Raw genomic sequence first — 13,886 nt, 5'->3', positions numbered from 1 at the left:
TAATTATGTGAGAAGGAAAGGGGAAAATTTAATGAAAACGTATATGAGTCCTACAATTATTGAGTTTGGTAAAGCGGTAGATACCATCCAAGGCTGTGGAGGATGGGGATCAGAAAGTTGGACCTTCGATGATTCTGATAGACAGTACAGATTGGTAACTAATGAAGATGGTACGAAAAAGCATTGTATTTGTACGACTATGAGAGCAGACCGCTGCGAGCCATAGGATAAAAAAATGGATGATTCATAGACTGATGAATCATCCTTTCTTTATAGGTTAAGGATAAAATGTATAAGAAGTTTATTAGTTTAGAATTTGATAAAGAATTAAGTGTTATTAAAGATTGTGAAAAGTGGAGTACAGGAACCTTTATATTTCATAATTTAAGGATAGTATGTAGATGAACCTAGAGGTGATAATAGGGAGTACTTGACCTTAATAATATTAGAAGAAAGAGGAAAAATATGAGTCCTATAATTATTGAGTTTGGCAATACCGTAGATTGCATCCAAGACAGTGAAGAATGGGTCCATGGAGGGTGGGAAATAGGAGGCGTTGATAAGGAATTCTGAACATCATAGTTAAGAAGGATAATGAAAATTATTATATTTATAAAAGGCGTAATAAATTTAGTTGATTCATGTCTTTTGGATTGGCTACTATCATAGTGAGGTTAATGTGAAAAAAATACTAGCTTTTGTAGGATTGTTAATTTCGTTGTATTTATACTTCAGTAAAGGGCATGTATCATATTGTCCAACTAAAGGATGTGATATTGTAGCGAATAGTGAATATGCGCGTATTGGTATTTTTCCTATTTCGCTTATAGGTATTTTGGGGTATTTAATATTAATTAATCTTTATGTGTTTTATAAAAGAGAGACAATATACTTTTACACAGAACTTATAATAACTACCATAGGTTTTTTATTTTCTATATATTTAATGTTAGTTTCTATTGTAAAAATTGAAGCTATTTGTTTTTGGTGTGTCTCATCTTTTATAATAATTAGCATGCTTTGGATAAAGGCATTGATTGATTTGAAAACTAAATATGAAAAGGAAACTGGCTAAATTATAAAAATTCTTTCTAAGTAGGTATATAAGAAAATAGAATATATACCTACTTAGAAAGGATCAGAGTCAGTATAGTCATAACGTAACTACTCAGCTAACATGTAAAAATCCAAGATGAAGAGATGTTTCGCTCTGAAGTGGAACCCCTCTTTATCTGGTTGGAAATAGTTCTGTATGTCCTGTTTCTAAGAAAGTCTGTACTGCAGTGGGTCCATGAACAAAACCATGACAAGGAAATTGGTGATTACTGCACTAACGATGGCTTATAATCGTCAAAATCCTGAGAAAGGCACCATTCACCATTCAGATCGAGGGGTTCAATATGCTTCCAATGAATAGCAGAGACTGTTAAAAAAGTATCAAATGATAGGCAGTATGAGCCGAAAGGGAAACTGTTATGACAATGCTTGTATCGAGTCCTTCTACAATTCAAAATGAATTCATTCAACGCTGGGATACTATACACCGAATGAATTTGAACGTATGTATGAGAATTCAGTAGCTTGATTTTAGCTTCATAAAAATTTTAAAACGGTTCTTTATCGAATTTACCCGAAAGAATTCTCCTTCCTCAAGCGTGTGTAGGGCGATATCCCAACGGTAGGTGGGATATGAATTTCGGTTTTGCATGGCCAAAAATCTTTGATAAACTAGCTATATGAAGTTCTTTGATAACTTGATATATGAGGTTACAGGAAGAAAACAAAATGCAAAAACCAAGCTATTCGTTTCCTGCGTAAAATATCAACAGTAAAAAAGAACGTTCAAACGTTGGACATCTAGGGATAGGGTTGGAATGCCCCGAAGTAACGCTCAGGGAGAAAAAAGATTGCTTTTGTCGTGGAACTGAGAAGCTCCCATTTCAAACTTTGCTAAGTGGCGAGTAGTTCACTTTGAATTTTTTATGAAGGTCACCTAGCGAAAGCGCGGTAGAAATCTGTGTCTATTATCTTGACGTAGTATCATAATTCACAAAATACAGGGGGTACTTTAATGACTAGCATATTAAAAGCACAAAATATCTCCAAAATATACGGAGAGGAAGCTAATACATTTTACGCATTAAAAAACGTTTCATTAGAGGTCAAAACAGGTGAATTTTTAGCAATAATGGGGACTAGCGGTTCAGGGAAATCTACTTTATTAAATATCCTATCAGGCTTAGATCGACCATCTTCAGGAGAAGTACTTATAAATAATATTAAGATAAATAACCTAAATGATAATGAATTAACCGAGATTAGAAGTAATCAAATAGGATTCATATTTCAATTTTTCAACTTAATACCAGTTTTAACTGCTATGGAGAATGTAACACTCCCTTCGGAATTAGCTGGACATAACATCGAAAAGATCAGACAAAAAGCATCAGAACTATTAGATCTAGTTGGTATAGGAAATTTAAAATCAGCATATCCTTCCAAAATGTCTGGCGGTCAACAACAGCGAGTTGCCATTGCAAGAGCTCTAGTAACACAACCTAAAATTATATTAGCAGATGAACCAACAGGAAGCTTAGATTCAAAAACAAGTAAGGATATTTTGGATTTATTGCGAGAGTTTTGTGAACGTTTACAACATTCTTTAGTTGTTGTCACCCATGATGCTATGGTGGCATCGTATTCTCATCGAGTGATTTTTCTAAAAGATGGTGGAATCCAAGATGAACTGATTCTGAAAAATTCAAACCTATCTTCCAGAGAAAAAACTAGCTTAATAATAAATAAAATAGAGGAGATCTCTATATGAAAGGATCCTTTCTACTATCAATAAAATTCTTAAAATCTCAAAAAAGCAGGACTGTTTTTTCTATAGTTGGTGTAACTATAGGAATAGCATTATTAATTTTTTCTAACATCTTAATACACACTGTTGAAAAGTCAAACGAAAAAACTATAAAAGAAAAATATGGGGACTACGATTTAATAATTGGATATAAAGATTCTACTCAGTTTCTTTCACAAGAAGATATAAACACTATTAATAATTTAAAAGAAGTTAAAAGTAGCACTCCGCTTCTATATCCATACATCGGTGAACAAAATCCATACAAAGAAATGGTTGAACAACCTATGTATGTGGGCATAAAAGATGAAGAGTTAGCAAAACAACATATGTTTGCAAAATTATCTTCTGGAAAATTACCTAATTCAAATGAAATCGTCATTCCTTATAATATGGCGCATTCTAAAAATTTAAAAATAGGTTCTAAACTTGAGTTTCCTTTTCCACCAAATGGTGTGAAGGAGGTAACAGTATCAGGAATTATGGAGCAAAATCAATACCTCAATTCAATTGTATTATTTAATTATAAATGGTTAGCAAATATGACCAACCAAAATGGTCATACAACTACATTAATAATTAAATTAAATGATTTAGAGGATAAAGAACAATTTATACAAACTTTAAAAAACAAATACAAGAACTTATCTATAGATAGTCAAATTAAAGCAGATAAAGAGAGAGAAAATATAGGTGGATTAAAACCAATTATTCAATGGTTAAGCATTGCTATTTTACTTGGTAGTATGTTACTTATCATCGGGGCATTACAAATGTCTATTCAAGAAAGAAAAAAAGAACTAGCTACTTTAAGATTATTAGGGATTAAAAGAAGAAAGATTTTTCTTTTGGTAATGAATGAATCTTTTATTATAGCCATAATTTCAGCATTAACTGGTTTAATAACAGGTATATTCTTATCTATGCTTTCATATAAACTTATTGGAAACCTAATGAATTTACAACTTGGATTTATTTCTATTCCATGGAACTCTATTCTAATAGGAATTCTTTCAGCAATAATATTAACAATGACTGCAAGTATTTTCCCGGCATTGTCTGCTAGCAATCTTGCACCTATTGAAGCTTATCATAGTTCAACTGACCTTAACTATAAGCAAAATCCTTTGACAATAGCTGCTAGTATCTTAATGTTTCTAGTATCCTGCACCATCTACCTTTTAAATTACAACTATTGGCAACAATCCAAGATATATATAATAGGCATTGTTTTATTTTTAATGTCTATACATCTAGGATTACCTACAATGTTTAAAATAATTACGAATCTAATAACTATATTATTTAAAAAAATTTTTAAAGGCGATAGTTTATTAGCTAGTAGAAATGTACTGAAACAAATCAAAAGAAATATTCAAGTAGTACGTGTTTTAATATTAGGTATAGTAATTTGTATTGTCGGATTACATTTTCTTAAAGTGGTTAAAGATATAACTCAAACCGATATAGAACATCAATATCCACTTAACTACACACTGCATTCTAATTCATCCTATGAAGAACCCGGATTATCTGAAAATTTATATCAAAACATAAAAAGTATTAAACATATTAATGCAATACCAGTATATAAATCTAAACTTTTTTTCACTTTAAATTTAGGTCAAAATATTAATTCCGAAAATACTGTAACATATAATATAAATGGTCAAAAACAATTTTTAGTCGGTATACAAGGATTAGATTTTTCATCCCTTCAAAAAACACTACCTATTGAGATTAAACAAGGTACTATAACCGAGGAAAGTTTAAATGAAGGAGGAGTTATATTAACTTCTTTTGCTTCTAAAATGTTGGGATACAAACTTCACGATACAATTCGTTTAATTCCCGAGGAACAATTAGCAACGAAAGATCAAAAAAATAATTTTGAAAATGGCGATTCCGAAAAAAACATTATCTCATTAAAAGTTATCGGCATCATCGATCGAAACCCTTTGACAAATGATCAATCTGACTTGCGTATATATACCTCCCCTACATTAATGAAAAATATTGCAGGTGTAAATACAATAGATAAAGTTTATTTTAATATCACTCATAACAAAAATACAGTAAGTGCACAAATAAAATCCCTTATTCAAAATCAATCTTCTTCAAAGATAATTTTATATAGTCAAGAAGAAGAGATAAGTAAATTTCTTCAGCAATATTATCAAAGAATCGCGATACTACTCTATACAGTTTGCATGATAATTTTCTTGGCTTTTATCGCTCTAATGAATGGAATGGCAAGTAGTTTAAGGGAACGTGCTAGAGAGTTTGCAACTATGAGAGCTATAGGCTCTAAGCGTAATCAAATTATTCGTCTCTCTTTACTTGAAGGTTCTATGGTTTCAATTTCTGGAGGAATAATAGGGGTATTTTGTGGGGTTATCTTAGTCTATCAATTGCTAGTATTACTAAAAACTACAACATTCATATTCCCTTTAAAAATCGTATTGATTTGCCTATCTATTAGTCCTATTTTAGGTATTATAGCTTCCCTAATACCAGCAATCAAATTATCAAAGGTTAATATATTAGACAAATTAAATAATAAATAAGGTTCTGGTGCAAAAACTTAAGGACAATTGCAATGAATCTATAAATCTTGGACATACTGTTACTATTACTTTAGAAAGAGTGCGTGATTGGTATGGAAAAGGAAAATGTATTCAAATGGAAGCATTATCAGCCTGATATTATTTTGTTAACGGTAAGATGGTACCTACGGTACAACCTCAGTTTTCGTGATTTGGTGGAAATGCTAGAAGAACGGGGGGTATCCATTTCTCATACAACGATTATGCGTTGGGTTCATCAGTATGGTCCTGAATTGGACAAACGAATCCGTCGTCACCTCAAACAAACAAATGACTCTTGGAGGGGCGATGAAACATATATCAAAGTAAAAGGTCAATGGATGTATTTGTATCGTGCTGTTGATTCGAAAGGAAACACAATTGATTTTTTCCTAAACAAAACAAGAGACCAAAAGGCTGTAAAGCGCTTTTTCAAGAAAGCTTTGCAGTCTTTTCATGTTTCAAAGCCGCGTGTTATAACTGTCGATAAGAACCCAGCTTATCCTATAGCGATTGAACAGTTAAAAAAAGAAAAAAGCATACCTGATGGTATGCAACTTAGACAACAAAAGTACTTGAATAACATAGTAGAACAAGATCATCGCTTTATAAAGAAGCGAATCCGTTCTATGCTAGGGCTCAAATGTTTTGACACAGCTACATCCATTCTTTCTGGGGGAGAAGCCATGCATATGATTAAAAAAGAACAGCTTGATTTACGGGACCAGTCTGTCCAAAATCAGAAAGAATTCATCCATCAATTGTTTGGACTTGCACCATAAGATACGATTCCGTTAGGGATATATGCGCTTTATTCTCTTTTATTTTATTTTTGCACCAGAACCGTTATCAGTAATAGTACTGGTGCGAGTGAAATAAAGGATGATAGTTTCTATCCAAGCTTTTCATTTATGTATGATGCGCAAGAATTATTTGTTGTTGGTGGGGAAGAAAAATGGTCAGATATCCATTATATAAAAAGATTTTTCCATCTTGAGAAGATTACAGATGAGCTAACTATTGATTTAAGAAAATGAGCTTAATGTATAAAATCATTCTAATTATAGTGAAAAAGCCAATAATTGGAATCTTGGCTTTTTTTTCTATACACTGGTATGTCAATACTTAACTAGACAAAAATTATAAGGTCTGTTGCTTGAACTCCGTTAACTTGTATAGTTACAGGCTTTTATCATCACAATTTTTAGTTATTGTTACCAACTACTCGTTCCGTCATCCGCTTTCAACCACTTTATCCAATCAGAAGCTTCTATTTTAAGAAAACTCAATGAAACACCCTTCATATCTAAAGATGTTAGCAGCGTACCGACTTTAACGAACTTTATGTGTAAGCCTTCCAGCTCGCATAAACGACGAATATCATTTGCGAAAATGTATTGTTCCATTAATGGTGTCGCACCTAATCCGTTAATGAGGATCGCAAAGTTGTCACCTTTTCTCCAGCGGTAAATGCTTTTTAGTTTATTCATAAGTTCGATCGCTAATATTTCAGAAGAGGATAGCGCTTCTTTACGGTATCCTTTTTCGCCGTGGATGCCAACTCCGTAAAAGACTTCATCGTCATTTAATGTGAATGAAGCTTTTCCCTGGACTGGATCATTTGCAGGTGAAAGGGCGACTCCTAATGTGTGTAAGTTTTCGGTGACAGAACGGCCGAGTGCTGTTAGTTCTTCTAAAGAATGTCCCTCAAAAGCGGCCGCGCCTAACATTTTTTGAACGAAAACGGTGCCAGCTACGCCGCGTCTTCTTTTATTAAAAGAAGCATCATCTTCAATTGAAACGTCATCATTGATGATGACATGATCAACTTGTCTTCCTTCTTCTTTGGCGATTTGTTCTGCAGCTAGAAAGTTTGCTACGTCATCTTTAAAGTTTTTAATGATGAATAAAATACTTTTATCCTTTGGCATAAGTCGAGTTGCCGCTACAATTTGTTCCACTGTAGGCGGAGTGAAGATACTTCCGTTTACTGCCGCTGTAAGCATTCCTTTTCCTACATAGCCAATGTCAGCTGGTTCATGTCCGCTACCACCCCCGCTTATAATGACAACATTTTGCTTCATTTTTGCGATGCCTTTTACATAAATGATGTTATGTGTTTCGTCATAATTTACTTTGTCGTTATATTCAAAATAAAAGCCATGCAGCATATCTTGAACAATATTTTCTACATCATTCATAATCTTTTTCATTGTTCTTGCCACCTTATGATTTGTTTGCTGATTGCTCGAGTAAAAGTAGTAATTGATTGTTTATCATATTTTTCATGAGAGAAGACATAATGGATGGATCTACTTCACATTTGCTTTCAATCCAATCTTTTATCGTCCCAACGAAGCCGTGACTATAAAAAGAGGCAATCGTATTTTTCGTTTCATTAGAAAGAGTTAGTCTGCAACTCATTGATAGTTCATCAATAATCTTCATATATAAGTTTTTCGTATGCTCAAATAAATAGTGATTAAATGAGTTTTGCTCAATGACTTTAAATGCATTTCGGTAAAATTTTTGATTTTCATAAAAGTAATCAAATAATAAATCGAAAATATTTTCCCATTTCTCATAGTCGAGAAAGTCTATAATGTTTTCTTTCGTTTCTTCTCTATAAATCCAACTTAATAGTTCAAATTTATCTTTAAAATGATAATAAAAAGTTTGTCTACGCATTTGACAGTGTAACATAATATCGCTCACTGATATTTTATGAAACGATTCTGTTTCCATTAAATATTTCAATGAGTTCGCGATAATCTTTTTAGAAATTATAGAAGAGGTCATCTGAATCATCCCTAGAATGTTAGTAATATAAAAATCCTATCCATAAATGAGAGCGGTGTCTTTAGACAAATCGTTCATTTTGTCCGTTTACTATAAAACGCTTTCATTTTAACATGAATAGTAAGAAAAAGATTTCAAATATATCACAATATATTAAAGGAATTGAGGGAGAATCACAATGAAAAAGATTATAAATAAACCAGAAACATTAGTAATGGAAATGTGCAACGGAATGGTTATGGCTCATCCAGAGCTTGAGCTTTTGAAAAAATATAAAGTCATTAAGAAGAAAGAAATGAATGAAAATAAAGTAACGTTAATTAGCGGCGGCGGTAGTGGTCATGAGCCAGCACATGCAGGGCTAGTCGGAAAAGGAATGTTAGATGCGGCAGTGTGCGGAGATGTGTTTGCTTCTCCTTCGCAAATTCAGGTATATCAAGCGATTAAAGAGACAGCTAGTAAAAAAGGTACGTTATTAATTATTAAAAATTACAGCGGCGATATTATGAATTTCAAAAACGGTGCGCATTTAGCGACTGAAGATGGAATTGAAGTAGACTACGTAAAAGTGGACGATGATATTGCGGTAGAAGATAGTCTATATACAGTAGGGCGCCGCGGCGTTGCGGGAGTTATTTTAGTGCATAAAATTGCCGGCGCAGCAGCGGAAGCAGGTATGGATTTAGGAGCGGTGAAAGCTGTCGCAGAAAAAGCAGCGGCTAATGTGCGCACAATCGGTTTAGCGTTAACTTCTTGTACAGTTCCAGCAAGTGGATCACCTACTTTTACACTTGCTGAAGATGAAATGGAATACGGCGTAGGTATTCACGGTGAACCAGGCATTAAGCGTGAAAAAATGATGTCAGCAGATGAATTAGCTAACCGTATGACAAACGATTTAATAAAAGACTTAGGAGTAAAAGATGGCGAGGAAATTGCGCTTCTTGTAAATGGTTTTGGCGGCACACCACTTCAAGAACTTTATCTATTTAACAATGCGGTTACGAGAGAATTAGCTGCTAGAAACATTAAAATTAATAGAGTGTTCGTCGGTAACTATATGACGAGTATTGATATGGCTGGTATGTCTTTAACAGTGATGAAACTAGACGATGAGCTAAAAGCATTACTGTCTAAAGAGTGTAATACACCTGCGTTTAAAGTAGATGGACCAGTTGAGAGTGTAGAGTACGTGAATGTGCTTGAAGATGTAGAAGAGAAGGAAGTTTCATTTGAACTAGAAACAGCAGAAGAACACGCTGTTATAAAAGATAATGTCATTACATTAAACAACATGATTTATCTCGTTGATAAAATGAGTGACGTTATTATTAAAAATGAAGTACCGTTTTGTGAGTTAGATACGCATGCTGGTGACGGGGACTTCGGAATGAGCGTTGCGAAAGGATTTAAGCAATTAAAACGTGAGTGGCATTCTATTTTAGCGCAAGAGAATGTAACTATCGGAACGTTCCTTGGCGGTTGTTCTATGGTTATTATGGAGCATTGCGGAGGAGCTTCAGGTCCAATTTGGGGCGGAGCGTTCCGTGCAGCAAGTAAAGCTGTCGGCGAAAAACGTGAGCTAACAGTTGGAGAGTTTGCTGAAATGCTGCAATCGGCACTTCAAGGCATACAATCTATCGGTGAAAGATCATTTGGCAGAGGAGCGGTAGTTGGTGATAAAACGCTTGTTGATGCACTTGCTCCATGTGTAGACTCTTGGATCGATAGTGCTTCAAATGAAGTAGACGTGAAAACTGCCTTTGAAAAAGGAGCAGAAGCAGCGGTTAAAGGAGCAGAGTATACGAAAGAAATCGTCGCTCGCATGGGCCGCGCTGGTACAGTTGGTGAAAGAAGTTTAGGATATCCTGATGCAGGTGCGCATGCACTTGGGGTTATCTTTACGGAGATTGCGGGTAGTTTGAAATAGAAATTAGAAGAACCCTTCTACCTTAAGGTGGAGGGGTTTTTAAATTTAGTTGAATGATATTTTAATGTGGCTTAGAAGCAAACCAATTACCTTAGTTGCAAATGATTTCGGTACAGAATTTAAGTGTAAATGGGCTGAAGTTAATAAGTAGTCTGCTATATGTTGTCTATTAATTACGAAAAGGGTACTCCATTGAGGGAGTACCCTTTTCGTAATTAATGATGTTAACGGATAAAAAATTCTTTGTATTACCAGGAGTCACCGTGGCTGGATTGCATGTACATAATTGTACTAGATTTAGTCGAATCAACTTGTTCCTTAGAATCTGATTGTGAAGGGAATGCTAACCCTATAGATAAAGCAGCTGAAAGTGATAAACCTAAAATCATTCCAAAAAGTTTTTTCATTATTTTAACGCTCCTTTTTCGAAAGTTTTTTCTTTAGCTTGATGACTAATATAAAAGTATTTACTAGCTTTTACAGTGTCGCTTTCTACTATGTTTATTTGTATATTGGTATGTATATACTAGCAAGAAATTAAGTGTGATAGAGTTATATATGGAAAGAAAAAGTTTTTTCAATAATTTTCTGATAATTTAAGGGGTAATTAGAATATAAATAGAAAAGGAATTCAATAGGATTCCTTAGGTGGTGATTATTTATTTATTTATTTATTTCCAAAAAATAAGTGAATCGAGCAAATATGACTATTGCACTTAAAATAAATAAATAACAGCCTTTTTGTAAAGTGAATCTACATAAAATGATTCAGAATCTTATAAGAATCCATATGGAAAGTATTCATTCAAATAACAAACAGCCCAAGTTCTAATGAGGAACTTGGGCTGTTTGTATGTTGTATTTCCTCAGTGTTGTAAATAAGTATTTTCCCAGCGCTACTCCATCGCTATCAAGATAAAAGAACGAGTGATTCCACTTTATGGTTATGTGCAAAATTTGAAAAAAGCATAAACCAGCAGAACCTTTGTATTGTGCTACCCTACGTATTTCACCCTGCATAAAAAAATATTTCTCAACATTTTATTTGTTGAAAAATATTGAATATTCTCTATAAAGAGAATATTATGTTTCTATCGGCAAAAAAAACGATAATTCGCAGACACTGGGGAGGAAATGCATTGAAAAAGAATAAGAAGTTAAAACCTTTATCGGTATTAGCAACAGCCGCAGTACTAAGTAGTAGTTTTGCTTTTGGGAGTCATGCAGCGTATGCTGAGACACCAACGTCATCTCTACCAATAGATGAGCATTTAATACCGGAGGAGCGTTTGGCAGAAGCACTAAAACAAAGAGGAGTAATTGATCAATCTGCTTCACAAGCTGAGACATCAAAGGCTGTCGAAAAATATGTTGAGAAAAAGAAAGGGGAAAACCCTGGGAAAGAAATCTTGACAGGAGATAGTCTTACGCAAGAAGCTTCTGATTTTATGAAAAAAGTAAAAGATGCAAAAATGAAGGAAAATGAACAGGCGCAGCAGCAGGCAGCAGGGCCAGTAGCTGAACAAGATGCAGGATTGAATCCTAGACAATTAAATGGAAAAGTACCTACTACACCAGCGAAGCAAGCTGATTACAATGGAGCTGTTCGAAAAGATAAAGTACTTGTTTTACTCGTAGAATTTAGCGATTTTAAGCATAACAATATTGATCAAGAGCCAGGATACATGTATTCTAAGGACTTTAATCGTGAACATTATCAAAAAATGTTATTTGGTGATGAACCATTTACGTTATTTGATGGATCGAAGATTAACACATTTAAACAATATTATGAAGAACAATCTGGTGGCAGCTACACAGTTGATGGAACTGTAACAGAATGGCTTACTGTTCCAGGAAAGGCTTCAGATTATGGTGCGGATGCAGGTACTGGTCATGATAACAAAGGTCCTTTAGGGCCACGCGATCTTGTGAAAGAAGCATTAAAAGCAGCGGTAGCAAAAGGGATCAATTTAGCAGACTATGATCAATTTGATCAATACGATCAAAATGGTGATGGAAATAAAAATGAGCCAGATGGCATTATTGATCATTTAATGGTTGTACATGCTGGCGTGGGGCAAGAAGCTGGCGGCGGTAAATTGAAAGATGATGCGATTTGGTCTCATCGTTCAAAACTTGGATCAAAACCGTATGCGATTGATGGCACAAAATCTTCTGTTCCGAATTGGGGCGGAAAGATGGCTGCATACGATTATACAATCGAGCCTGAAGATGGAGCGGTTGGTGTGTTTGCGCATGAGTATGGTCATGATTTAGGTTTACCAGATGAGTATGATACAAAGTACTCCGGACAAGGTGAACCTATTGAGTCATGGTCTATTATGAGCGGCGGCAGCTGGGCTGGAAAAATTGCAGGAACAGAACCAACAAGTTTCTCACCACAAAATAAAGAGTTTTTCCAAAAGAATATGAATGGTAACTGGGCGAATATCGTTGAGGTAGATTATGATAAACTGCGCACAGGAATCGGTGCTGCAACATATTTAGATCAAAGTGTTACAAAATCAAAACGACCAGGAATCGTTCGTGTTAACTTGCCGGACAAAGATATAAAAAATATCGACTCGGCGTTTGGTAAGAAGTTTTATTACAGTACAAAAGGAAATGACATTCATACAACACTTGAGACACCAGTATTTGACTTAACAAATGCAAAAGATGCTAAGTTTGATTATAAGGCATTCTATGAACTTGAAGCGAAGTATGATTTCCTTGACGTAAATGCGATTACGGAAGATGGAACGAAGACACGTATTGATAGAATGGGCGAAAAAGATGTAAAAGGCGGTATGGATACAACGGATGGTAAGTGGGTTGATAAATCATACGATTTAAGCCAATTCAAAGGGAAAAAAGTAAAACTGCAATTTGAGTATTTAACAGATGTTGCAGTAGCTTATAAAGGATTTGCGTTAGATAATGCTGCATTAACTGTAGATGGAAAAGTTGTTTTCTCGGATGATGCAGAAGGCCAACCAGCAATGACATTAAAAGGATTTACTGTATCTAACGGATTTGAACAGAAAAAACATAACTACTATTTGGAGTGGAGAAATTACGCTGGTTCTGACACGGCATTACAACATGCGCGTGGCCCAGTATTTAATACAGGAATGGTTGTATGGTATGCGGATCAAAGCTTTACAGATAACTGGGTAGGTGTTCATCCAGGTGAAGGATTCTTAGGAGTAGTAGATTCTCACCCAGAGGCAATCGTAGGGACATTAAACGGACAACCGACTGTGAAGAGCAGTACGCGTTACCAAATCGCCGATGCGGCATTCTCATTTGATCAAACGCCAGCATGGAGAGTAGATTCGCCAACTCGCGGTATCTTTGACTATAAAGGATTACCAGGTGTTGCAAAATTTGATGACTCTAAGCAGTACATCAACAGCGCGATTCCAGATGCAGGACGTAAGTTGCCGAAACTAGGATTAAAGTTTGAAGTAGTAGGTCAAGCTGAAGACAAGTCTGCAGGTGCAGTTTGGATTCATCGATAGAATAAAGTGAAACTAAGAGGAGCTGTCCGATAAGTCGGTGAAACCGAATTATCGACAGCTCTCTTCTTGTTGTGGAAACGGTGCAGTTTAGTTTAGGAACCAGTTCATTGGAAAGGAAGATATAAACTACATTTTCACTAAAAACGAGAAATGATATTGCTAGAGAATTGCCTATTCTTTTA

Annotated in this window: 9 protein-coding genes and 3 pseudogenes; 9 read left to right on the top strand and 3 right to left on the bottom strand. The window is 34.8% G+C overall.

Annotation, left to right across the window (positions count from 1 at the left end; all coding sequences use genetic code 11):
- From BAU28_RS03375 to BAU28_RS03345, 7 genes and pseudogenes are all read left to right on the top strand, one after another.
- A pseudogene (locus tag BAU28_RS03375) lies at positions 1-226 on the top strand (hypothetical protein); the annotation flags it as partial.
- A gap of 453 nt (positions 227-679) precedes the next feature.
- Positions 680-1,075, top strand: coding sequence for a vitamin K epoxide reductase family protein (locus tag BAU28_RS03370; RefSeq protein ID WP_071717739.1), 396 nt, complete (start codon positions 680-682; stop codon positions 1,073-1,075).
- Positions 1,076-1,291: 216 nt separating this feature from the next.
- Positions 1,292-1,585 (top strand): annotated as a pseudogene (locus BAU28_RS31520) (transposase); the annotation flags it as partial.
- A gap of 486 nt (positions 1,586-2,071) precedes the next feature.
- Positions 2,072-2,827 (top strand): ABC transporter ATP-binding protein, encoded by a 756-nt coding sequence (locus BAU28_RS03360; RefSeq protein ID WP_071717738.1) that lies wholly within the window; start codon positions 2,072-2,074, stop codon positions 2,825-2,827.
- Positions 2,824-5,430, top strand: a complete 2,607-nt coding sequence (locus tag BAU28_RS03355; protein WP_071717737.1) for an ABC transporter permease — start codon at positions 2,824-2,826, stop codon at positions 5,428-5,430. The genes BAU28_RS03360 and BAU28_RS03355 overlap by 4 nt, the downstream gene beginning before the upstream one ends.
- A 92-nt stretch (positions 5,431-5,522) precedes the next feature.
- A complete protein-coding gene (locus BAU28_RS03350; protein ID WP_071717736.1) occupies positions 5,523-6,230 on the top strand; it encodes an IS6 family transposase in 708 nt (235 codons plus the stop codon).
- Positions 6,231-6,254: 24 nt separating this feature from the next.
- Positions 6,255-6,485, top strand: a pseudogene (locus BAU28_RS03345) (hypothetical protein); the annotation flags it as partial.
- A 177-nt stretch (positions 6,486-6,662) separates the two neighbouring features.
- On the opposite strand, the gene dhaQ reads toward BAU28_RS03345, so the two are convergent.
- Complete coding sequence (gene dhaQ / locus BAU28_RS03340) at positions 6,663-7,661, bottom strand: DhaKLM operon coactivator DhaQ (protein ID WP_071717735.1); 999 nt, start codon at positions 7,659-7,661, stop codon at positions 6,663-6,665.
- 13 nt (positions 7,662-7,674) lie between these two features.
- Positions 7,675-8,247 carry a dihydroxyacetone kinase transcriptional activator DhaS gene (gene dhaS / locus BAU28_RS03335; protein WP_002170664.1) on the bottom strand — a complete coding sequence of 191 codons (573 nt, stop codon included), beginning with the start codon at positions 8,245-8,247 and terminating at the stop codon, positions 7,675-7,677.
- Between the two features lie 178 nt (positions 8,248-8,425).
- Here dhaS and dhaK point away from each other — a divergent pair, with 178 nt between their 5' ends.
- Positions 8,426-10,177 (top strand): dihydroxyacetone kinase subunit DhaK, encoded by a 1,752-nt coding sequence (gene dhaK, locus BAU28_RS03330; RefSeq protein WP_071717734.1) that lies wholly within the window; start codon positions 8,426-8,428, stop codon positions 10,175-10,177.
- A gap of 248 nt (positions 10,178-10,425) precedes the next feature.
- Here the strand turns inward: dhaK and BAU28_RS03325 are convergent, their stop codons facing one another.
- On the bottom strand, positions 10,426-10,584 hold the full coding sequence (locus tag BAU28_RS03325) for a hypothetical protein (protein WP_025149475.1): 159 nt from the start codon (positions 10,582-10,584) through the stop codon (positions 10,426-10,428).
- A 732-nt stretch (positions 10,585-11,316) separates the two neighbouring features.
- Here BAU28_RS03325 and BAU28_RS03320 point away from each other — a divergent pair.
- Complete coding sequence (locus BAU28_RS03320) at positions 11,317-13,704, top strand: immune inhibitor A domain-containing protein (RefSeq protein ID WP_083594501.1); 2,388 nt, start codon at positions 11,317-11,319, stop codon at positions 13,702-13,704.
- The last annotated feature ends 182 nt before the right edge of the window (positions 13,705-13,886 follow it).

Origin of the sequence: Bacillus paramycoides, from assembly GCF_001884235.1 — a bacterium.
GTDB classification, from domain to species: domain Bacteria; phylum Bacillota; class Bacilli; order Bacillales; family Bacillaceae_G; genus Bacillus_A; species Bacillus_A paramycoides.
This window is presented reverse-complemented; position numbering and strand designations above follow the sequence as displayed.